The sequence below is a fragment of the Halobacterium jilantaiense genome (assembly GCF_900110535.1).
GTDB classification, from domain to species: Archaea; Halobacteriota; Halobacteria; order Halobacteriales; family Halobacteriaceae; genus Halobacterium; species Halobacterium jilantaiense.
Map to the genome: position 1 here is coordinate 1,526,038 of NZ_FOJA01000001.1, position 20,607 is coordinate 1,546,644.

Below are 20,607 nucleotides of genomic sequence, written 5' to 3' on the forward strand. Positions count from 1 at the left end.
GACCCCCGCTTACAGGGGCGCGAAGAAAAGCGTTCAGGGAGGGCGGTTCGGGCACCGGATGCCCGGTAGTCGTGGGGCGTTACGCGGTGGCGTTGTAAGTGACGCGCACGTCGGCAGTGACCGTGACGGGACCCGCCTCGACGGACGTGCCACCGGCGGTGGCGCTGTCAGCCGCGACGTAGGCCGTCTCCATGCGGTACGGGCGGTGGGAAGTGTCCGCGGAGTGGATGGAGTGGACCTCGGTCACGGTGAGGTCGCTGGCGGACGCGAGCGTGTCGGCGCGCGTGTCTGCGTTCGCCATCGCGGCCTCCAGGGCCTCGTTGTGGAGGTCCTCGCGCTTCTCGTCGGAGAGCGTGAAGGAGACGCCGTTGATGGTGTCGGCACCGTTGTCGACCGCGAGGTCGATTATCTCGCCGGCGGCCTCGGTGTCGTCGGTGGTGATTTCGAGGGCGTGGACGCCGCGGTAGTCACCACGCTCCATCCCCTCCGGGGTGCGTTCGCGCTCCTGTCGGATGTCGAAGTGCGCGGTGCGGATGTCGTCGCTGGGGATGCCGTACTCGGTGAGCGCGTCGCGGACGGACGCGACGTTCGACGCGAGGTCTTCACGGACGGCGGTGGAGTCGTTGCCGGTCGCGGTGACGGCGACGCTGACGACTGCCTGGTCGGGGGTGGCTTCGACGTCGCCGGACGCCGAGACGGTAATCGACTTCGAGTCGGTGGGCTGGCTGGCGGACGCGGGTCCGGTGCCGAGGACTGTCGCGCCGGCGACACCGGCCGCGACGAGCAGCCCCGCAACGAGGACCGCGCTCAGGGCAGTTCTGGAGTTCATTGCAGTTACAGCTACGCTCCGCCGGGGCTTGAAGCTCACTCGGAGTCAAACGTCGCTTTGACTGTCGCGGGACGCACGACTTAACCGCGCTCGCGGGCTACGACGCCCATGTTCGAGAGTCGACCCGACCGGAGCGACGAGGTGGTGCTCGTCGGCCGGTCGAACGTCGGGAAGTCCACATTGATGCGCGAGCTCACGGGGCACAAGGTCCCGACCGGCCAGAAGCCGGGGGTCACGCGCCAGCCGAACCACTTCGACTGGGCGAGCGAGGATTTCATGTTCACCGACCTGCCCGGCTTCGGCTACATGCAGGGCGTCGAGGACGGCCACGAGGAAGCCATCAAGACGGAGGTCGTCCGGTACATCGAGGAGTACGCGGACAACATCATGCTCGGCGTCCTCGTGCTCGACGGAAAGGCCGCTGTCGACATCATCGACCGGCACAGCGGAGAGGACGAGATTCCCCACGTCGTCGAACTCTACTACCTGCTCGAAGAGTTGGGCATCCAGCCAGTGGTCGCCGTCAACAAGATGGACAAGGTCGACGACCGCGACGAGCGCCTCGACGACATCGGCGAGCGGCTCGGACTCTACCCGCCGTGGAAGCAGTGGCAGGACGTCATCGCGCCCATCACCGCGAAGAAGGGGAAAATAACGGCCCTGGAGGACGCGGCGAACAACCACTTCGAGGCCGCGAAGCGCGACGAGCTCAAGCAGTTCTTCAGCTGACCTCCCCGTCAGCCCGGAGGTTCAAGTGCGAGAACGCGACCAGCCCCGGGCGTGCCCTGAATCCGGCCGCGGGGTGTCTGGACGGGAGCGCGGCGTCCACCCCGCGAGTACGCAGTCCGCCGCCTGTTCGCTACGCCTGTCGGTGTTTCCTCCTCGACACAGCCGTCGCTCGCGAGTCACGAGAGCGGGCGACTCGGGAGAAAGGCCTCGTCACAAGGGGCTCGGAGGGGGTAACTCCTCGTCACCGTCGCCCAACGCCCCGTTCGGCAGCCCCGGACAAGACCTTTTCACTCCCAGTCCGCCCAGCCGCGGCGCTCCCGGACGGCGGCCGCGGCGGCGTCGCCGTCCAGCCGGCCGTCCTCGGTGACGACGGCGTCGACAAGTCGCCCCGGAACCGCCTCGAACACCGGTTTCGCGACCGTCAGGTCGGCGTCGCCGTCGTAGAGCGTCGGCGGGTCGTCGTCCATTTCGTCGGCAGGCAACTGCTCGGTCGCGATTTTGTCCGCCGCGCACGCGACGAGGACCGGGACGCCGGCGTCCCGCGCGGCCAGCGCCGCCGCCCGCGTCCCGACCTTGTTGACGACGGTGCCGTCCGGGAAGACGGCGTCCGAGCCCGCGAGAACGGCGTCGCAGTCTGCGACGGCGGCCGGGACGTTCGCGTCGCTGGTGAGCGTCACGTCGACGGCCTCGTCGGCCAGAGTCTCCGCGACTGGGACCCCTTCGCCGCCGGGCCGCGACTCGGCGACGACCACGCGGTCGGGGCCGGCAGCGCGCAGCGCCGCGAGAACGGTTCCCGACCGGGAGAGCGTGAACACCGCCGAGGCGTCGTCCAGTTCGGCGGCCGCCCGCGCGGCCGCTCGGTCGTCGGCGTCGACTGCCTCGCGAGCGACCGCGAGCGCACTGGCTTCGACGCTCGCGGGCGTCCGGTCGGCCTCGTGCATCGCCCGGTTCACGCGATTCCGGACGACCGCCATCCCCTGCCTCGCGTCGCGGAGGTCGCGGGCGACTGCCGCGGCGTCGCCGTAGTCGTCAGCGAGAGCCGCCTCGTCGCGGAGTACGTCGAGCGCACGCAGTGAGACGTACGCGGAGCCGTGTTCGTCGTCGCCGGCGACGGTTTCGACGGTCGGCCGCACCGCGTCGTAGGACCGCCAGAGGTCGGGAACGGTGTCGCGGCGGCGTATCTCGGTCGGCGGCACCCACTCGTGGCTGGCGGTCTCCCAGTTCGTCGCGGCCGACCGCGACTCGGCGTCGACGAGAAACGGGTGGACGCGCCACGTCCCGTGGTCGGGGTCGTGGACCTCGAAGGGGTCGCCACGCCGAACGATAGTCGCGTCCGTGACGCCCGCTTCCTCTCGGAGTTCGCGGCGGGCCGCCTCGTCCGGGTCGCCCTCGGCGTGCCCGGCGACGGCACCCCACTGGCCGGCGTAGGAGCCGACCTCGCTGCTGCGCTCCAGGAGGAGGACGGCCGGGCCGTGCCGGAGGAACACGGTCACGACGTCAGTCGTCATACCCGGAGGGTCGGCGCGCGGACGCTTCAACGGTTCCCCCGCGACCTCGCAGGTCGAGCAGTCTCCGGTATCGCCGGTGCTTTTGTCGAGCGGCGCTGAGTCCGGTGTATGCACACGTTCGCGGTCTCGGGGCTGCCGGAGGTCGACGCCGGTGACGACCTCGCAGCCCTGGTCTCGGAGCGCGCGGACCTCACCGACGGCGACATCGTCTGCGTGGCGAGCACCGTCGTCTCGAAGGCCGAAGGGCGGACGGCTGCCCTCGACGACTTCCCGGCAGGGCCTCGCGCGAGAGAGATTGCAGGACATCTGGCGGACGTTACGGGCGAGGAGAAGGACCCGCGGTTCGCACAGGCAGTCCTGGAGGAGTCGACGGAGGTCGTGATGGAGGCTCCGTTCCTGCTGACCGAGGCGACCTGCGGGCACGTCGGCGTGAACGCCGGCATCGACCGGTCGAACACCGGCGGTGACGACCTCCTGCTGTTGCCGGAGCGGCCGAGCGAGAGCGCGGAGCGCATCCGGGCGGGCCTCGACGCCGACGTCGGCGTCGTGGTGACAGACACGTCGGGGCGGCCGTTCCGGCACGGTCAGCGCGGCGTGGCGCTGGGCTGGGCGGGGCTACCGGCGTCCCGGGACTGGCGGGGTGAGACGGACCGCGACGGCCACGAACTCGAAGTGACCGTCGAGGCCGTCGTGGACGAACTCGCGGCGGCGGCGAACCTCGTCTCCGGGGAGGGCGACGGCGGGACTCCGGTCGTGGTCGTCCGGGACTTCGAGTTCGGCGACCACGCCGGCAGCGAGAACCTCTTCCGGGAGGTCTCGGGAGACTTCGTGCGGCAGGCGCTCCGGGGGTGGGAGTTCGATGCGGGGCATTGAGCTCACCCCCGAGATTCCGGTCGGCGAGGTCGCCGACCTCGCCGAGCGCGCGGAGGCCGCGGGGTTCGACGCGGTGTTCTCGTCGTGTCACTACAACAACCGCGACCCCTTCCTGGCGCTCGGCCGGGTGGCGGCGGCGACCGACGAACTGCTGCTCGGGCCGGGAGTGGCGAACCCCTACGATCAGCACCCGGTGAAGCTGGCGTCCCAGACCGCGACGCTGGACGAACTCAGCGGCGGGCGCGCGGTGTTCGGTGTCGGCGCGGGAGACGCGTCGACGCTGACGAACCTCGGTGTCGACCGCGACCGGCCGCTCCGGCGCGTGCTGGAGGCGTTCAAGGTCGCACAGGACCTCTGGGCGGGCGAGCGTGTCGACCACGACGGGACGTTCGCGGCCCGGGACGCCGGCCTGAACTACGAGCCGCCGTCGGGCGCGGAGATTCCGGTGTACGTCGGCGCGCAGGGCCCGCACATGCTGCGGATGGCGGGCAAGCACGCAGACGGCGTGCTGGTGAACGCGAGCCACCCCCGGGACCTCTCGTGGTCGGCCGACCGAATCGCCGAGGGGGCAGAGGACCGCGAGGTCGACCAGCGGGAGACCCCGGAAGGCGCGAGCGGTGAAACCGCGAGTCACGTCGTGGACGGTGACGTGGACGTCGGCGCGTACGCGTCGGTGTCAGTCGCCGAGGACGAGGACGCGGCGCTGGCGGCTGCTCGACCCCCCGTGGCGTTCATCGCGGCGGGCGCAGCACCCCCGGTGCTGGAGCGTCACGGACTCGACGAGGCGGTCGCAAGCGACATCGGAGACGCCATCGAGGCCGGCGAGTTCGAGGAGGCGTTCGGGCTGGTGACGGAGCCGATGCTGGAGGCGTTCTGCATCGCGGGAACGAAAGCGCAGGTCGCCGAGCAGCTATCGGCCGTCGGCGAGCACGTCGACAGCGTGGTGGCGGGGTCGCCACTCGGACCCGACCAGGAAGCAGCAGTCGACCTGCTCGCCGGGGCGTTCGACGACGCCGGCGTCTAGGGTCGCTGGCGGCGCTGCCGGGTGACGGCACCGTCGGGGAGCAGCGGCTTGAGGAGGCCGCCGAGTGCGAGGCCGCCGAACGCGGCCGACGCCGCGCCGACGAACAGCGCGCCGAAGAGCACGCCGAGCGCCGAAATCGGGTCGGTGGTTGCGGCCGTCGTGAAGTGTTCGACCATCGAGGCGATGTTGTCGATGACCCAGACCATGCCGGAGAGTCCGGGTGCCGGCATCTTCAGTCCTCCGGGAGCGTTATCCCGGGGGCTCCCCAACGTGGAGGTGTGTCAGGCGACGCCACGCTCGACTCGTTCGCCGACCCCGAGGACGGCGACGAGTCAGCGCCCCGTTCAGCCAGCCCGCTCACCGTGACGAGTTCGTGGACGCCGGACGCGACGTGTGCGTCCTGCGGCGAGTCGACGGTCCGACTGTGGCGGGACGGCGACAGCAGCGTCTGCGTGTCGTGTGCGCGGTGGACGGAAACCGGCGGCAGTCAGAGCGACCAGTAGACATACAAGCACCTCGGGCCGTAGAACACTCCATCTGACCGCCCCGTTATCATTACCCATGACAGACGCACCCGATACCCATGCCGTGGCGGACCCGCGAACGCACGCAGACGCACCGGCACCGATGCCGATAACAGAGGCCAGCGAACTGGCGGCCGAGGTCGCTGACAACATCGAGACGGTCATCGTCGACAAGCGCGAGACCATCGAACACGTGCTCACGGCCGTACTGGGCGGCGGCCACGTGCTCTTGGAGGACGTTCCCGGCGTGGGGAAGACGATGCTCGCGCGCTCCGTGGCGCGGTCGTTCGACGGCGACTTCCGGCGCGTCCAGTTCACGCCCGACCTGCTGCCGACGGACGTGACGGGCGTGAACGTCTTCAACGAGAAGGCCCGCGAGTTCGAGTTCCAGCACGGGCCCGTGTTCGCGAACGTTCTGCTCGCGGACGAGATCAATCGCGCGCCGCCGAAGACGCAGTCCGCGCTCCTGGAGGCGATGGAGGAAGAGCAGGTGACGGCGGACGGCGATACGCGCGCGCTGCCGGACCCCTTCCTCGTCATCGCGACTCAGAACTCCGTGGAGCGCGACCGCACCTACGAGCTCCCGGTGGCGGAGCTCGACCGCTTCATGAAGAAGCTCCGGCTCGGGTATCCGGACCGCGAGCGCGAGGTCGACGTGCTCGACCGGGTGGTGGGCGGCCACCCAATCGACGACATCTCGTCGGTCGCGACCGTCGAAGACCTGCGGCGGGCGCGCTCCGCGACGGCGGCCGTAGAGGTCGCGCGCCCCGTGAAAGCGTACGTCACGGAGCTGGCGCGGTACACCCGCGACCACGCCGCGCTCGGTGTCAGTCCCCGCGGCTCCATCTCGCTCCTGCAGGCCGCGCAGGGCCGGGCGGTGTTGGACGGTCGAGACTACGTCGTCCCGGACGACGTGCAGACGGAGGCTCCGGCCGTGCTTGCACACCGCGTCCGGCCAGAGGCAGGGGGGACACTCGGCGGGGAGGCCGCGCGCACGCTCGTGCAGCGCGCCCTCGACACCGTCAACCCGGAGTGAGATGGCGGCCAGACTCACTCGCCGCGGGCGGGCGGTGGCCGCGGTGGCGGTGCTCGCGCTCGTACTCGGGTACGGCTTCGGCGGCCGCAGCCTGAACGCCGTCGTGGTGCCGGCGGCCGTGTTGCTGGTGGCGGCCCGCGTCTACGTGGCCTACGTCCCGGAGCCCGACGTCGAACGCATCGCGCCCCGCGAAGGCCACCAGGGCGAGCGCCGCACCGTCGAACTGGTGGTCGACGCCGAGCGGTCGTACCCGGTGACGCTGCGGGAGCAGTTGGCCGACGGGCTGCGCGGCGACACCGTCCACAGCGTCGAGGCCGACGGCCGCACGGTGGCCTACGACATCGAGTTGGTCCACCGGGGCGTCCACGCCGTCGGGCCGTGTCGCGCCAGAGCGACCGACCCGTTCGGGCTGTGGGCGGTGTCGTTTCTCGTCGCGGACCCGAACTCGGTGCGGGTGTTCCCGCGGGTCCACAGTCTCGACGACACCGCCGCGCTGCTCACCGGCTACGTCGGCATCACGGACGAACGCGAGCAGTTCGCTGGCGTCCGCGAGTACGAGCGCGGCGACCCGCTGCGGGACGTGAACTGGAAGGCGTCCGCGAAGCGCCCGACCGGCGACCTCACCGTCACGGAGTTCGTCGGCGAGGGCGCGTCTGACCGCGTCACCATCGCCGCCGAGGCGCGGGGTCCGCGGGCCGACTCGGTCGCAGAAGCCGCTGCGAGTGTCGCGACGCACCTGCTGGACGCGGGCATCGCCGTCGGTATCGCGACGCCGAGCGGTCGCCTCGACCCTGCCCACGGCGACCCGCACCGCCGCCGCATCCTCGGCGTGCTCGCGGCGTTCGAACAGGGCCACCTCCGGCGGCGCTACCGCGACGAGGCCGACATCTTCGTCCACGCGCCGGAGAGCGGCGAGCACGTCTCCGTGACCGTCGACGGCGAGGACCACCGGTACGCGGAGTTCGTCGGGAGTCGAGCGGGAGCCGGCGGGACGGAGGTGGCGGCGTGAGCACCGCGCGCGTCGGCCGCCGGCTGCCGCGGGCGCTGACGGACTCCCCGCAGGACACCGCCGCGGTCGCCTGCGTCGCAGTCGTCGTCGCGACCTACCTCTCCGTGCTGTACGACGTGACCGCCGTCGTCGGGACGTCGACGACACTGGTCGCCGTGGTCGCCGGTGCGCTGGCGCTGGCGGGCGTGCTGCGCGCGCTCCCCGGGAAGTACGCGTTCGCGCTGGCGGTCGCGCTGCTGGTCGCGGGGCTGGCGGCGTACCTGCTGTCGGTGCCGCGGGCGTACTACGCCGCGCTCTCACCGGGACGCGTCCTGAAAGACACGGTCGCGCTGCTCACCGGCTACTCGGTGCTCCGGATGCCGGCAGCGGGCACGTGGGCGGTAGCGGTCGCGCCCGCGCCGACGTTCCTCGCAGCGTACTTCACTGCCCGCCGGGAGTACGCGCGGGCGGCCGGACTCGCCGCTGCGGCCCTCGGGTTCTTCGTCCTCACCGGCGACGCGTCCACGACGGTGACGCTCGTCGGCGTGCTCGCCGCCGCGGGCGCGGTGGCGTTCGAGACGCTCGCCCTCCACGACGCCAGCACCCGCCAGGTGCAGGTCGTCGCGGCCGTGCTCGCTGTGATGGTCGTGGCGTCTGCGACGGTGACGGCGGTGCCGGGCGGCCGGTCGCCGCTCGTCCCCGCCGAGGCGACGACGACCGCCGGCAGCCTCGTGAACGCAGACAGCTACGTCGGCGTCGGCGGAGAGCTGCGGCTGGACCCGCAGGTCCACTTCGTCGCCGAGTCCGACCAGCCAACGTACTACCGGGGCGCGGTGTACGACCGGTTCACGGGCAACGGCTGGACGCAGACCGCCGACGTCGGCACCGAGCGCGGCACGCCGCCGCCGACCGGTGACCGCATCACGCAGCGCATCACCGTCGAGCGCCGGCTCGACATCGCGCCGGCCGCCGCCGTCCCGCAGACCATTCGAGGCCTCGACGCGGAGCTCACCGAGGGGGGCCTGCTCCAGGGCACCTCGACGCTGTACCCCGGGGACAGCTACGAGGTCGTGAGCCGCGCGCCGCCCGACGACACGGACGTACTCGCTCGCGAGACCGGCGTCGTTCCCGAGACGATTCGCGACAGATACCTCCAGGTGCCCGAGAGCACGAGCGGCGACGTCGTCGACCTCGCCGACCGCATCACGGCGGACGCAGAGACGCCGTACCGGCAGGCCGAAGCCATCGAGGCGTGGCTGGAGGCGAACAAGGAGTACTCGCTGGACGCGCCGAACACGCAGGGCGACCTCGTCAACGAGTTCGTGCTGCGCGGCGAGGTCGGCTACTGCACGTACTACGCGTCGGCGATGACCGTCATGCTGCGCTCGCAGGACGTGCCCGCCCGGTTCGTCGTCGGGTTCACCGAAGGCCAGCGCGTCAGCGAGGACGAGTACGTCGTCCGCGGCGTCGACTCCCACGCCTGGGTCGAGGTGTACGTCCCCGACCGCGGCTGGGTGACGTTCGACCCGACGCCGGCCAGCGAGCGCACGAGCGCCGAGGAGAGCCGCGTCGAGCAGGCCCGCAGCGAGGGCGTCTCGGGCGTGGACGCGGCCGGCAGCGAGAACGGCACGTGGACGCCCCCGCAGACCACCACGCCCCAGACGTCGACCGACAGCGCCGACACCGAGGATGGGAACAACCAGACGGCTCCCCGCGACCGCGAGTCCTACTTCGGCACCTCGCAGGGCGTCGAGTCACCGGAGAACGCCACGGTTCCGGCGAACCTCGGCGACGGTGCGGGCGGCGACGCGGGCGGCGACGGGAGCACTCCGGACCTCCCGCCGCTGACGACCCTCGCCGTCTGGGGCGTGCTGGTCGTCGGCGCGGCCGCGGCGCTGCGCTACACGGGCATCACGGACCGCGCGTACCGCGCGCTCTGGCTGCGCTGGCTGCCCGACGGCGACCCCGCGGCGGAGGTCGAAGCGGCCTTCGAGCGCGTGGAGTACGTCCTCGGGCAGCGCTACCGCGAGCGCCGCAGCGGCGAGACCGTCCGCGAGTACGTCGCCGACGTGGCTCCCGGGGACGCCGCCGAGCGGGCCGCAGTCCTCCGGGAGCGCGCCAGGTACGCCGGCTCCGCCTCCGACGAGGACGCCGCCGAAGCCAAACGGCTCGCTCGGTCGCTAGCCGGCGAATACAGCCGCCTGCCGTCGCTTCGGCGATAGTGTTTAATACGCGGATTTCGTACCCACGCGTGTAATGTCGGAAGTCTGCTCGACGTGCGGGTTGCCCGAGGAACTCTGCGTCTGCGAGGACGTCGCCAAAGAGTCCCAGCAAATCGAAATCCGCATCGACGAGCGCCGCTACGGGAAGGAAGTTACCGTCATCGAAGGATTCGACCCGAAGGACGTCGACCTCGACAGCCTCTCCTCGGACTTGAAGTCCAAGTTCGCCTGCGGAGGCACCGTCGAGGACGGCGAAATCGAACTCCAGGGCAACCACTCGGGCCGCGTGGAGGACTTCCTCCGCGACAAGGGCTTCAACGTCGCCTGACCCCACGTCGACGCTCGCTTCTCCCCCCGTTCGCCGACGCCACAGCGACCGGGACGTAGCTGTCTCTCGCCGCGGATTCTGCGGCGGTGCAACTGACCAGAAAGCTTTCAGCCAGTCTGGGCGTCTACCCGTGTATGCGACGCCGCCAGTTCCTCGCAGGCGGAGCAGCCCTCCTCCCAGTCGTCCTCGCCGGCTGCGCTCACCCGGACGTCGTCCTCGACATGAACGAGGCGACGGACGAGCGCGTGGCCGACAAGGCCTCCAGACTCGTCGACACCGGGTCGTCGGAGTACGCGGTCGTGGCCGACGCGCTGGAGAACGGCTCGGCGACGGACAGCGGCCGCAGTAAGCTGTTCGACGAGGGAGAGACCGTGCGCTTCGAGGACGCGATCTACGAGGTGTCGACCACGAGGCTCGGTGACAGCGACGTGACTGTCTACGAGGTCCTCATAGACTTCAATCCGGACGACACGACGCCCGACCTCGGCGAAATCGAGTACAGTGAACTGCCCGAAACGGACCGTGCGCGCCTCGAACCGGCGCTCGTCGCCGACCACCGCGAACAGGACGGCGTCGACATGAGCGTCGGGTACGGGACCGCCGACAGAGGTGGCGACGGCTCGGTGTTCGTCCCGGACCAGCAGTACGACATCGTCGTTCGCGACGGCGACCCGTACCGGATACGCGTCGAGTCCGAAGTCGAGACTGAGATCGAGTTCCGGTACGAGGTAACGGAGGTCGCACCGGACATCGAGACGTTCGCCGCCCAGATTCGAGACCGGTACCTGTTCACGCTGTCGGGGCTCTCGGAGTCCGAGCGAGAGGTCGTCGAGAACGCCATCGACGGCACCCACTTCGAGGACACCGACGCGTTCCAGTCGGTCGTCGACCGCCTCCGCGACCACGACGCCATCGACATCGCGGACGTCTACGGGACGTGGCTCGTGGAGTACGAAGACAGCGAGTACGTCACCTACGCTCAGTGGTAACAGCGACCAGAGAAACAGAGCTGTTCGGTCAGAACGGCGCGTCCGTCTCGGGGCCCTCGTCGTCGGTCGACCGTTCGAGGTCTCCGGGCCACCCCTCGATGCCGCACTGGAGGCTGTCGACCCGAGCGTCGTCGCCGATACCCTCGTAGGACGCGACGAGGCGAGCGGCCTGCTGGCTGGCCTGCCCGTGCGGGCAGACCGTGACGACGCGGTCGGCTCCCGCCAACTGCTCGACCTCCTGCGGGAGTTCGTTGAACGGGATGTTCTCGCTGTCCGGGATGTGGCCGCGGTCGAACGCTGATGGGTTCCGGATGTCGACGATTCGGAGGCCGTCGTCGCCGAGAATCGCTTCGAGTTCGTCCGCCGAGAGCTCGCCGTCCATGTCGCGGACGTGGGGACCGAGCGGGCGTATGGCTTCCGATTACCGCAGTCCGTGTCCCTCCCACGCGCCGCCCGGTGCGTCAGATTACCGGCTCGTAGCCGGCGTCCTCGACGGCCGCCGCGACCTCAGTGGCGTCCGCGTCGCCCTCGTAGTGCACTTCACCAGTCTCGTTGTCGGCGGTCGCGTCGGTGACGCCCTCGACGTCAGCGAGCGCGTCTTCGACCGTCTGTTCGCAGTGTCCGCAGGACATGCCTTCGACACCAATCTGTGGCATACGCTACTCTACGGGGGCTGGCTTTTTCGCAGTTGTCGTTCAGACTCCGTCGTCTCGCGTCCAGATACGTTCGGAATCCAAGCCAGAATCGGGGCGCGAAATTGCGTTCAGAGGTGCCCGTCGGCCTCGGCGAGCAACAACCCCTCGATGGTCGCGTCGTTAGCCGGTGGCGCTCGGGCCACGTCCAGCGCCTCCTCGACGGGGACGCGCTCGACGGTCAGGAACTCGTTGTCGTCGAGGTCCCGCTCGGTCGGCGTGAGGTCCTCGGCGAACACGATGCCGCGCTTGTGTCGGAGGACGCCGGTCGCCGTCCAGAACTCCTCGAGGAAGTGCATCTCGCCCGCCTCGAAGCCCGTCTCCTCGCGGAGTTCTCGGCGGCCCGCCGCGGCGTACGACTCCCGCGTCGGGTGCGGTCGAATCGCGTCGTCGTCCTCGGTATCGCCGTCCTCACGGCTCGCGGTTCCACCGCTCGCTCGTTCCGAGGACTCCCGCTGGTCGTCCTCGCGCTCGTCGACGGGTCGCTCCTCCACGATACCCGCCACCAGTTCCATGCACTGCTCGCGAATCGTCGGCCGGTACTGGTCGACGAACACCACGTCGCCGTCGTCGACCGCGACGACGACCACGGCCGGCGGCAGCGCCGCCCAGTAGTAGTTCTTCTCGCTGCCGTCGGGCTGCTCGACGCGGTCGTAGCCGCCGTCGTACCAGCCCGTCTCGTACTCGGTTCGGGACTCGACGACCGGCCAGTCGTGGCTCATACCCGGACGTTCGACGCCACGCACTAAGCACCACCCGAAGCGGAACGGGACTAGGTTTTTGCCGTCGGCCGGTGGACTGTCACACATGGAACCCGAGGTCTCGGCGGCCGACGGCCGGTACCTCGCGGCCGTGTTCGCGGTCGGCACCGTCCGCGACCGGCCCGCGGAGACCGGCGACCTCGCCGCCGCACTCGACGTCAGTCCCGGCACCGTCACCGAGCGCCTGCGCGACCTCGCCTCCCGCGACCTCGTCGACTACGAACGCTATCACGGCGCAGAACTCACAGAGACCGGCGAACAGGTCGCGCGCGAACTCGCGTGGCGGCGCTGCCTCGCGGAGAACTTCCTCGACGGCGAACTCGACCTGACCGACGCGGACGTCGACGGCATCGGGCGCGCGCTCTCAGAGGACGCCGCCGCCGCGCTCGGCGACCGGGTCGACCACCCGTGCTCCGAGGAGTGCGGGGCACCAGACGACCGCTTCCCGGAGTGTACGGTCTACTCGATGGCGTCCCGGTAGTACTCGCCGAACGCGATGCGGCGCAGCGTCCCGACGGCCGCGTCCGGTTCGCTCTGGAACGTCGCCGCGACCAGCGCGTCCGCGAACGGCACGTAGTGCCAGACGGCGTTGTCGACGTCCTGGCTGCCGTGCTGGACGACTTCGGCGTCCGGGTGGTCCGTGCGGGCGGCCGCGAACTCCGTGTAGTCGCCGACCTCGACTTCGAGAAGCGACGCGAACAGCGCGTCGCGGGCCGTCTCCACCACGTCGCTGGTGACGCGCTCGTCGTACTCCTCCTTCGAGAACGCCATCTCGCGAGCCAACTCCTTCGTGACGGTCTGGGCCGCCGGACCCACGTTCTCGAAGTACTCGCGGGCCTCTGCGGTCGTCTCGGGCGCGAACACGCCACGCGTCTCGCTCATGTCACCGACCCCGGCGGCCACCACCTACTCGTTTTCGGAGTCTCCGCGGCCGCCGGCCGACTCCGCGTCGTCGGTGTCGCCGCTGTCGCCCACCTGCCGGTTCTCGTACATCGCTTCGGTCAGCTCTCGGGCCTCCTCCAGCACGTCGTCGGCCGCCCCGGAGAGGTCGGCCTGACCGGTGCGCTCGACCGACGGCACGTCGTGGTCGTGGGCGTGGCCGTGCGGTTCCGTCGTCGGCTCCGACTCGGTCTCGGTGGCGTGCGGGACGACTTCGGGGGCGAGCGTGTCGGGGTCGCGTTCTTCCCAGTCCGGGACGTGGTCGTCGAGCCACGCTTCGTGGTCGCCGCCCCGGACCAGCGCCGTGAACGCCACGTGGTTCGCGAGGTGCTCGTCGTCGGCTTCTTCGACGCCACACACCGGACACTCGTAGCCCATAGTTCGACCGTGGGCCTACCCGCTAAAACCCGTCACGGTCCTCGAGGCTCGCCACCAGCACGTAGGCGTCCTCGCCGTCCGCGTAGTACTGGGGGAGCGTCCGCAAGTACTCGAAGCCGAAGTCCTCGTAGAGCCCGCGCGCCGCCTCGTTGCCCTCCCGCACTTCGAGTTTCACGCTGCGCGCGCCCTGACTCGCCAGCGCCGCCATTCCCCGGGACAGCAACGCCTTCCCGAGCCCCCGGCCGCGGTACTCCGGCCGAACGGCGAGGTTCTTCACGTGGCCGAGCGGCCGGCCGTGCCCCGGCACCTCGTCGGCGACGACGTAGCCGGCGACGGCGGCTCCCGGGTCACCCGCTTCCGCGACGAGGAACCCCGGCGTCCCGAGCTGGCGCTCGAACGCCGAGTACGGCCACGGCTGCTGGAAGACGGCCTCCTCGATGCGGAACACGGACAGGAGGTCGGCGCGCGTCGCCTGCCGAACGGTCGCGTCGACACCCGGCGGCTGAGCGACAGTCACACCGCACTGTTGGGCGGACGGCGATTTATGGCCTACGGCCGTCGCGGTTCGGCGGCGCTGCCGCTGGCCGGGCTGCGAAAGAAAGAACGGAGTGTCGTTAGTCGTCCGCGGGCGCGGCCCCGGAGTCGCCCTCGCCGTGCTTCTGCTTCGTCAGCGAGAGCTTGCCACCGGCGGCGAGCGTGCGGCGCTCGCGCTCGGACGCGTCGAGGGTCGCGGTCGCCTCCCAGTCGTCGTTCACGCGGACCGTGAACTCCTCCTGGCCGGACGCGACGGCCTCGGCGACGTCGTCGACGACCTCCACGTCGTCGCCCTGCTCGATGCGGGCGTACGTGTCCTCGTCGATGTTCAGCGGCAGGATGCCGAAGTTGAAGAGGTTCGCCTTGTGGATGCGGGCGAAGCTCTGCGCGAGAACGACCTCCACGCCGAGGAACATCGGGCACATCGCCGCGTGCTCGCGGGACGACCCCTGACCGTAGTTCTCGCCAGCGACCAGCGCGCCGCTGTCGGCGGCCTTCGCGCGCTCGGCGAACGTGTCGTCGATGCGCGAGAGCGTGAACTCGGAGAGCCGCTCGATGTTCGAGCGGAACTTCAGGATGTCCGAGGTCGCCGGGATGATGTGGTCGGTGGTGATGTTGTCCTGCATCTTCAGCAGGGTCTCACCGCCCACGTCGGCGTCCAGCGGGTCCTTGACGGGCACGCTGGAGATGTTCGGACCCTTGATGAGGTCGTCGTCGATGGACTCCTCGGGCGTGATGATGTCGGCGTCGCCCTCCCCGTAGCCGCCGGAGTACGACGTGCCCATCTCGAAGCCGGGGGCCTCGAGGTCGCCGAGCTCGTCGGCGAGGTCTCGCGGGTCGACGATTTCGCCCTTGAGCGCGGCGGCGGCCGCGACCTCCGGCGAGCAGAGGAACACGGAGTCGTCCTCGATGCCGGAGCGGCCCTCGAAGTTGCGGTTGAACGTCCGGAGGCTCACCGAGTCGGAGGCGGGCACGTGGCCGATGCCGATACAGGCACCACACGTCGCCTCACTGAAGTTGACGCCGGCGGCCATCATCTCGGCCGTCCAGCCCTCGCGGGCGAGCATCTCGGAGGCCTGCTTGGAGCCGGGCGCGACGATCATCTCGGTGTGCTTGGCGACCTCGCGGCCCTCCAGCATCTTCGCGGCCGGGAGGATGTCCTCGTAGGCACCGTTCGTACAGGAACCGACGATGACCTGCTCGACGTCCTGGCCCGCGACCTCGCTGACCGGGACGACGTTGTCCGGCATCGACGGCTCGGCGATGAGCGGCTCGAGGTCCGAGAGGTCGACGACGATCTCGTCGGCGTACTCGGCGTCCTCGTCGGGACTGATGTCGACGAACTCGTCCTCGCGGTCGAACTTCGCCATCCAGTCCTTCGTGCGCTCGTCGGTCGGGAAGATAGAAGACGTCGCGCCGAGCTCGGTGCCCATGTTCGTGATGGTGGTCCGCTCGGGCACGGAGAGCGACTCCACGCCGGGGCCCGTGTACTCCAGCACCTTGCCGACGCCGCCCTTCACGGAGAGGCGACGGAGGAGCTCGAGGATGACGTCCTTCGCGGTGGCCCACTCGGGGAGCTCGCCCTCGAGTCGGACGTTGACGACCTCGGGCATCTCGACGTGGTACGCGCCACCGCCCATCGCGACGGCGATGTCGATGCCGCCCGCGCCGATTGCGAGCTGGCCGAGACCGCCGGGGGTGGGTGTGTGGCTGTCGGACCCGAGGAGGGTCTTGCCGGGCGCGGCGAAGTTCTCCTTGTGGACGTTGTGGCAGATGCCGTTGCCCGGTCGGGAGAAGTACGCGCCGTAGGTGCCGGCGGCCGACCGCAGGAAGCGGTGGTCGTCGGTGTTCTTGAAGTCGAACTGATAAGTCTGGTGGTCGCAGTACTGCGCGGCGAGCTCGGTCTGGACTTCGTCCATCTCGAGCGCCTCGAACTGCAGCCAGACCATCGTCCCAGTGGTGTCCTGGGAGAGCGTCTGGTCGATCTCGATGCCGATTTCCTCGCCGGGCGTCAGGTCGCCCTCGACGAGGTGGTCATCGAGAATTTTTTCCGTAATCGTCTGTCCCATAGCGTGCGGAGATGGAGCTTCTACAATTATAAATCCCGCGTGTTTCAGGACCCCCTGCGACACCTAATACAGCCCGTATTTCCTTATTTGACGCGTGTGGACGAACCGCAAGAAGTAGCAGTCGGTGGCCGGGTGTCACCCCAGCTCGCAACGAGGGGTCGTCGCTCCGCAGGCGGCGAACGCGCTACTGGTACTCGGTGAACGTCACCGTGAAGTCGCCGCTCCCCGAGTAGGAGTCGACGAGCGCGTAGAGGTCCGTCGACGTGTCCGGGCTGTCGATGGTGATGGTCTCCTGGGAGTTCGTGGTGTACGACCGGTAGTCGTAGTCGTCCGTTGTCGGGCACGCGCCGACGCCCGTGTTCGCGTACAGGTCGAAGTCGGCGTCCGAGGGCCCGCTCAGCTCGATGACAATCTGGCTCGGACTGTCGTACTCGAAGGTGTACGTCGAGCAGTCGCTGTCGGCGTAGCTGGACAGCGACCCGGAAATCGTCGTCGACGTGGAGCCGCCGCCACCACCACCACCGCCACCGCCGGAGCCGGGTTCGGTGGTGATGGCGTTACCGGCGTCGACGCGACCGGACCCCTGCTTGTCGCTGGAGAGGCCGACGTTCACCGCCGTGTTCTTCAGGTGGTTCCGGAGTTCCGCGTTCGTGAGGTCCCACTGCGCGAGCGCGAGACCCGCGACGCCCGCGACCACCGGGGTCGCCATCGACGTCCCCGAGATGGAGTCGTAGGCGTCGTCCGTCCACGTCGAGAGCACGTTCGTCCCGGGCGCGGCGAGTTCGATGTTACCGCCGTAGTTCGAGTACGACGCCAGCGTCTCGTCCGGGTCGAGCGCGCTCACGGCGAGACACTCGCTGTACGCCGCCGGGTACGAGACCGAGCCCTGGCCGTCGTTGCCCGCGGCGGCGACGACGAGCGCGCCGTTGTTCGTCGCGTACGAGACGGCGTTCTTCATCGTGTCAGTGTAGCCGCCGCCGCCCAGCGAGAGGTTGATGACGTCGGCACCCTGGTCGGCCGCCCACGTCACGGCGTCCGCGATGTCCGCCGTCGAGCCCGAACCCTGCTCGGAGAGCGCGCGTCCGGAGAGCAGGCTGGAGTTCCCGATGCCGGTGACGCCCTCGCCGTTGTCGACCTCGGCGGCCGCGATGCCGCCGACGTGCGTTCCGTGGTACTCGTCGCTGAGCGCGTCCGGATACGGGTCGTCGTCGTCGTCGACGAAGTCGTACCCCGAGTTCGACACAGAGCCGTCCATGTTGCCGTCGAGGTCCGGGTGGTCGTACTTGACGCCCTGGTCGACCACGGCGACCGTGACACCGGAGTCACCGAACGTCGCGTCCCAGGCTTCCGGCGCGTTGACCTGCTGGTCGGCGTACTGGTCTCGGTATCGGGGGTCGTTTGGCGCGACCTGCGCCTGCAGGTCGACGTTCTGCTCGACGTACTTCACACCGTCCGCGGCCTCCAGTCGGCCGAGGAAGTTCTGGTGGGCCTGCTCGGCCGCGTTCTCCGGGAGTCCGACGACCGTAGTGCCGAGCCGCTCGTTCGTGCTGATGGGCTCCTCCTTGCCCGAGAGGTGCTTCCGAACGTACCCTCTCGGGTCGTCTTCGCTCGCCGACACGCCGACGATGTACTCGCGCCGTTCGGTCCCCTTGCCGCGTCCGTTGCCGCGTCCCTTGCCGGGCGTCGCGGCACCGGCACCGACGAACGCGACCGAACCGGCGGCCGCGCCGGTGGCTGTCAGGAAACTCCGCCTCGTGAGTGTGTTGTCATCTGCCATCCCACACGGTAGGAATCAACACGGAACCTTATTACTTTTCTAGGGTTATCGTAAATTAGTTTGCTGAGAACTGTAATAAACTAGCGTGCCGTTGTGAACCGAAAGCGCTTCCCTGCGACCGCCGAATCCCGGGGCATGTACGAGAGCGGCGCGTTCGTCGCCGACCACGTCGAGTCCGTGTCGACCGACCAAGTGCAGCCTAACGGCGTCGACCTCACCGTCGAAGCCGTTCTTGAACAGGTCGAACCCGGCCGCATCACCGCCGACGGCAAGGACATCGGCGGCCGAAACCGGGTCGAGACGCAGCGCGAGGAGGGCCGCGACACCTTCGTGCTCCAGCCCGGCGGCTACATTCTCCAGTACGCCGAGACCATCTCCATCCCCGAAGCCCACGTCGGCTTCCTCTACCCGCGGTCGTCGCTCATGCGGAACTCCTGTATGCTGAACTCGGCCGTCTGGGACGCCGGCTACACCGGGAAAGGCGAAGGCCTGCTGGAAGTCCACCACGAGATCGAACTGGAGCGCGGCGCGCGGGTCGCCCAGCTCGTGCTCGCCGACGCCGACCACGACGGTGCCTACGACGGCAGCTATCAGGGCGAACGCACCGAGTAGGACCGGGATTTTTGCCGGTCGGGAGCGAGCCGCAACCATGAACCGGATTCGAGCAGCCGGCGTCGTCCTCACCATCGGCGGCGTCGCCGGCTACCTCGCGGGGCTCGCCACTCCCTACCCGGGGCGGGCGTTCTCCGTCACCGCCGTCATGGTCGGCGTCACCCTCGCCGCCATCGGCACCGACGGCGGCGGGGAGGTGGCGACGTGACCGTCGACACCGTCGTCTTCGACGCCGACGGCCACGACGAACGCGCCGACCCCGTCGACGCCCGCGACGACCCCGGCACGACCTGGGTCCGAGTCGTCGACCCCGCGGACGGCGTCCTCGACGACCTCGCCGCCGGCTACGGCCTCCACGCGCTCGAAGTCGAAGACATCCTCGGTGACGTCCGCCCGAAAGTCGAGGAGTTCGACGACCACACGTTCGCACTGCTGAAGGCCGCGTCCCTGCGGCACGGGGACGTCTCGTTCGCGGACGAACTCCGCGCGCTCCCCGTCGGCTTCTTCGTCGGTGACGACTGGCTGCTCACTGTCGAACCCGAGCGCGCCGCCGCCCTCGACGCCGTCTGGGAGCGCGTCGGCCGCGAGGACCCCCGGCTGCTCACGAACGGCCCGGACTTCACCGCCTACCGCGGCATCGACCGCATCGTCGACGACTACTACGGCATCCTCGACGACATCGAAGACGACATCGAAGCCGTCGAGAACGAGGTCACGGAGGCCGCCGGCGAGGACCTCCTCGAACGCATCAACGACCTCCGCCGCGACCTCCTGTCCGTCCGACGGCTGCTCTGGCCGACCCGGGACGCCGTCGGCGTACTCGCTCGCGGCGACCCCGCCCAGATACGGCCGTCGACCGAGAAGTACTACCGGGACGTCTACGACCATCTCGTCCAGCTCGTCGACCTCACGGAGACCTACCGCGACCTCACCAGCGGTGCCCGCGACATCTACCTGAACGCGCTGTCCATGTCCACGAACGACGTGATGAAGACGCTCACCGTCGTCGCCACCATCATCCTCCCGCTGACGTTCGTCGTGGGCGTCTACGGCATGAACTTCTCCGGCAGCCCGCTCAGCATGCCCGAACTGGAGTGGACGTACGGGTACCCCGCGGTGATGGTCGGGATGGCGTTGACCGCAGGTATCCTCGTCGCGTACTTCCGCCGCGAGAACTGGCTCTAGACGACTCGGTCGAACAGCGGTGCGAACGTCGCCTCGACGTGCGGCGGTATCCCCTCCCCGACTGCGGCCACGACGCGAGCGTCCGCGTCCTGGGCGCGGGCGACGAGCGCGTGGACGAGGCGGAACGTCACTTCCGAGTCCGTCGCATCCACGATGGCTCCCAGACTGTCCACGTAGACGGTCAGCTCGCAGTCGTCCCACTCGTCGAGGTACTCGTGGACGGCGGCACCGACCGCACCCACGTCGCTCTTCGACGGCACGGTCTCGACGACGCCGGCCTCGACCTGCACCGGGTCGCCGCCCGGGCCGTCGGGGGAGCGAGTGCCGGAGTCGCTGCGCGCGACCGCTGCCGCGCTCCGGGAGCGCTCACCCGCGCTCACGGCGACTGCTCGCTCCTGGCTGGTCCCCCAGCGGTCCAGCCAGCTCTCGGCGTCGAAACAGTATGTCACGACGATGACCGCCGCCGAGTCCCGGTCGGCTGGGTCGCCGTCGGCTGCGGCGGTCCCGCGCGCCGTCACGAGTACGGCGTCGGCCCCCTCGCTGCTCCCTCCCCCATCCATGTGACTCTCTGTCTCGGAATTATTAATCATCCTAAATAAACTTTCCCAAA

25 protein-coding genes are annotated in these 20,607 nt (G+C 69.7%); 13 read left to right on the forward strand and 12 right to left on the reverse strand.

The features are described 5' to 3' along the window. Positions 1–79 precede the first annotated feature (79 nt). Positions 80–829 (reverse strand): SIMPL domain-containing protein, encoded by a 750-nt coding sequence (locus BMW35_RS07865; RefSeq protein ID WP_089668812.1) that lies wholly within the window; start codon positions 827–829, stop codon positions 80–82. A 108-nt stretch (positions 830–937) separates the two neighbouring features. Here BMW35_RS07865 and engB point away from each other — a divergent pair, with 108 nt between their 5' ends. Continuing rightward, on the forward strand, positions 938–1,558 hold the full coding sequence (engB, locus tag BMW35_RS07870; protein ID WP_089668813.1) for a GTP-binding protein EngB: 621 nt from the start codon (positions 938–940) through the stop codon (positions 1,556–1,558). A 287-nt stretch (positions 1,559–1,845) separates the two neighbouring features. Here the strand turns inward: engB and BMW35_RS07875 are convergent, their stop codons facing one another. Then, on the reverse strand, positions 1,846–3,066 hold the full coding sequence (locus tag BMW35_RS07875; RefSeq protein WP_089668814.1) for an eIF2B alpha/beta/delta subunit family protein: 1,221 nt from the start codon (positions 3,064–3,066) through the stop codon (positions 1,846–1,848). A 108-nt stretch (positions 3,067–3,174) separates the two neighbouring features. Here BMW35_RS07875 and BMW35_RS07880 point away from each other — a divergent pair, with 108 nt between their 5' ends. After that, entirely contained in the window at positions 3,175–3,939 is a 765-nt protein-coding gene (locus tag BMW35_RS07880) for a coenzyme F420-0:L-glutamate ligase (protein ID WP_089668815.1), read from the forward strand. Next, positions 3,926–4,963, forward strand: a complete 1,038-nt coding sequence (locus tag BMW35_RS07885) for a 5,10-methylenetetrahydromethanopterin reductase (protein ID WP_089668816.1) — start codon at positions 3,926–3,928, stop codon at positions 4,961–4,963. Before BMW35_RS07880 ends, BMW35_RS07885 begins: the two co-directional genes overlap by 14 nt. On the opposite strand, the gene BMW35_RS07890 is transcribed toward BMW35_RS07885, so the two are convergent. Further along, positions 4,960–5,193, reverse strand: coding sequence for a DUF8024 family protein (locus BMW35_RS07890; protein WP_245708153.1), 234 nt, complete (start codon positions 5,191–5,193; stop codon positions 4,960–4,962). The two genes, BMW35_RS07885 and BMW35_RS07890, sit on opposite strands and share 4 nt — an antisense overlap. Before the next feature lie 48 nt (positions 5,194–5,241). On the opposite strand from BMW35_RS07890, the gene BMW35_RS07895 reads away from it, so the two are divergent. The 6 genes from BMW35_RS07895 to BMW35_RS07920 all read left to right on the forward strand — a co-directional run bounded on the left by BMW35_RS07895 (position 5,242) and on the right by BMW35_RS07920 (position 11,050). After that, positions 5,242–5,466, forward strand: coding sequence for a DUF7573 domain-containing protein (locus BMW35_RS07895; RefSeq protein ID WP_089668818.1), 225 nt, complete (start codon positions 5,242–5,244; stop codon positions 5,464–5,466). Between the two features lie 58 nt (positions 5,467–5,524). Next, positions 5,525–6,523 carry an AAA family ATPase gene (locus BMW35_RS07900; RefSeq protein WP_089668819.1) on the forward strand — a complete coding sequence of 333 codons (999 nt, stop codon included), beginning with the start codon at positions 5,525–5,527 and terminating at the stop codon, positions 6,521–6,523. A 1-nt stretch (position 6,524) separates the two neighbouring features. Next, positions 6,525–7,532 (forward strand): DUF58 domain-containing protein, encoded by a 1,008-nt coding sequence (locus tag BMW35_RS07905; RefSeq protein WP_089668820.1) that lies wholly within the window; start codon positions 6,525–6,527, stop codon positions 7,530–7,532. Next, on the forward strand, positions 7,529–9,733 hold the full coding sequence (locus BMW35_RS07910; protein WP_089668821.1) for a transglutaminaseTgpA domain-containing protein: 2,205 nt from the start codon (positions 7,529–7,531) through the stop codon (positions 9,731–9,733). Before BMW35_RS07905 ends, BMW35_RS07910 begins: the two co-directional genes overlap by 4 nt. 34 nt (positions 9,734–9,767) lie before the next feature. Then, positions 9,768–10,061 carry a stress response translation initiation inhibitor YciH gene (gene yciH / locus BMW35_RS07915; RefSeq protein ID WP_089668822.1) on the forward strand — a complete coding sequence of 98 codons (294 nt, stop codon included), beginning with the start codon at positions 9,768–9,770 and terminating at the stop codon, positions 10,059–10,061. Between the two features lie 134 nt (positions 10,062–10,195). Continuing rightward, positions 10,196–11,050 carry a hypothetical protein gene (locus BMW35_RS07920; protein WP_089668823.1) on the forward strand — a complete coding sequence of 285 codons (855 nt, stop codon included), beginning with the start codon at positions 10,196–10,198 and terminating at the stop codon, positions 11,048–11,050. A gap of 28 nt (positions 11,051–11,078) precedes the next feature. On the opposite strand, the gene BMW35_RS07925 is transcribed toward BMW35_RS07920, so the two are convergent. The 3 genes from BMW35_RS07925 to BMW35_RS07935 form a co-directional block, all read right to left on the reverse strand. Next, positions 11,079–11,432 carry a rhodanese-like domain-containing protein gene (locus BMW35_RS07925; protein ID WP_089668824.1) on the reverse strand — a complete coding sequence of 118 codons (354 nt, stop codon included), beginning with the start codon at positions 11,430–11,432 and terminating at the stop codon, positions 11,079–11,081. 79 nt (positions 11,433–11,511) lie between these two features. Continuing rightward, entirely contained in the window at positions 11,512–11,706 is a 195-nt protein-coding gene (locus BMW35_RS07930; protein WP_089668825.1) for a heavy-metal-associated domain-containing protein, read from the reverse strand. A gap of 107 nt (positions 11,707–11,813) precedes the next feature. Next, positions 11,814–12,464: an NUDIX hydrolase gene (locus BMW35_RS07935; RefSeq protein ID WP_089668826.1), complete on the reverse strand. Its 651-nt coding sequence runs from the start codon at positions 12,462–12,464 to the stop codon at positions 11,814–11,816. A gap of 85 nt (positions 12,465–12,549) precedes the next feature. On the opposite strand from BMW35_RS07935, the gene BMW35_RS07940 reads away from it, so the two are divergent. Further along, positions 12,550–12,984, forward strand: coding sequence for a metal-dependent transcriptional regulator (locus BMW35_RS07940; protein ID WP_089668827.1), 435 nt, complete (start codon positions 12,550–12,552; stop codon positions 12,982–12,984). On the opposite strand, the gene BMW35_RS07945 is transcribed toward BMW35_RS07940, so the two are convergent. The 5 genes from BMW35_RS07945 to BMW35_RS07965 all read right to left on the reverse strand — a co-directional run bounded on the left by BMW35_RS07945 (position 12,963) and on the right by BMW35_RS07965 (position 18,200). After that, positions 12,963–13,385 carry a DUF5809 family protein gene (locus BMW35_RS07945; protein ID WP_089670378.1) on the reverse strand — a complete coding sequence of 141 codons (423 nt, stop codon included), beginning with the start codon at positions 13,383–13,385 and terminating at the stop codon, positions 12,963–12,965. The genes BMW35_RS07940 and BMW35_RS07945 overlap by 22 nt on opposite strands. A gap of 24 nt (positions 13,386–13,409) precedes the next feature. Next, positions 13,410–13,820 carry a DUF5810 domain-containing protein gene (locus tag BMW35_RS07950; RefSeq protein WP_089668828.1) on the reverse strand — a complete coding sequence of 137 codons (411 nt, stop codon included), beginning with the start codon at positions 13,818–13,820 and terminating at the stop codon, positions 13,410–13,412. Between the two features lie 22 nt (positions 13,821–13,842). Then, positions 13,843–14,337, reverse strand: coding sequence for a ribosomal protein S18-alanine N-acetyltransferase (rimI, locus tag BMW35_RS07955; RefSeq protein ID WP_089668829.1), 495 nt, complete (start codon positions 14,335–14,337; stop codon positions 13,843–13,845). Between the two features lie 97 nt (positions 14,338–14,434). Further along, positions 14,435–16,423, reverse strand: a complete 1,989-nt coding sequence (locus BMW35_RS07960; RefSeq protein ID WP_089668830.1) for an aconitate hydratase — start codon at positions 16,421–16,423, stop codon at positions 14,435–14,437. 184 nt (positions 16,424–16,607) lie between these two features. After that, entirely contained in the window at positions 16,608–18,200 is a 1,593-nt protein-coding gene (locus BMW35_RS07965) for a S8 family serine peptidase (RefSeq protein WP_089668831.1), read from the reverse strand. Positions 18,201–18,335: 135 nt separating this feature from the next. Between BMW35_RS07965 and BMW35_RS07970 the strand changes: the two genes are divergently transcribed. From BMW35_RS07970 to corA, 3 genes are read left to right on the forward strand one after another with little or no spacing between them, the layout of a single operon-like run. Beyond that, positions 18,336–18,812: a deoxyuridine 5'-triphosphate nucleotidohydrolase gene (locus BMW35_RS07970; RefSeq protein ID WP_089668832.1), complete on the forward strand. Its 477-nt coding sequence runs from the start codon at positions 18,336–18,338 to the stop codon at positions 18,810–18,812. 37 nt (positions 18,813–18,849) lie between these two features. Next, a complete protein-coding gene (locus BMW35_RS15580; RefSeq protein WP_177170800.1) occupies positions 18,850–19,020 on the forward strand; it encodes a hypothetical protein in 171 nt (56 codons plus the stop codon). Further along, positions 19,017–19,997, forward strand: coding sequence for a magnesium/cobalt transporter CorA (corA, locus tag BMW35_RS07975; RefSeq protein ID WP_089668833.1), 981 nt, complete (start codon positions 19,017–19,019; stop codon positions 19,995–19,997). The genes BMW35_RS15580 and corA overlap by 4 nt, the downstream gene beginning before the upstream one ends. Here corA and BMW35_RS07980 read toward each other — a convergent pair. Next, positions 19,994–20,557 (reverse strand): DUF7504 family protein, encoded by a 564-nt coding sequence (locus BMW35_RS07980; protein WP_089668834.1) that lies wholly within the window; start codon positions 20,555–20,557, stop codon positions 19,994–19,996. The genes corA and BMW35_RS07980 overlap by 4 nt on opposite strands. Positions 20,558–20,607 lie beyond the last annotated feature (50 nt).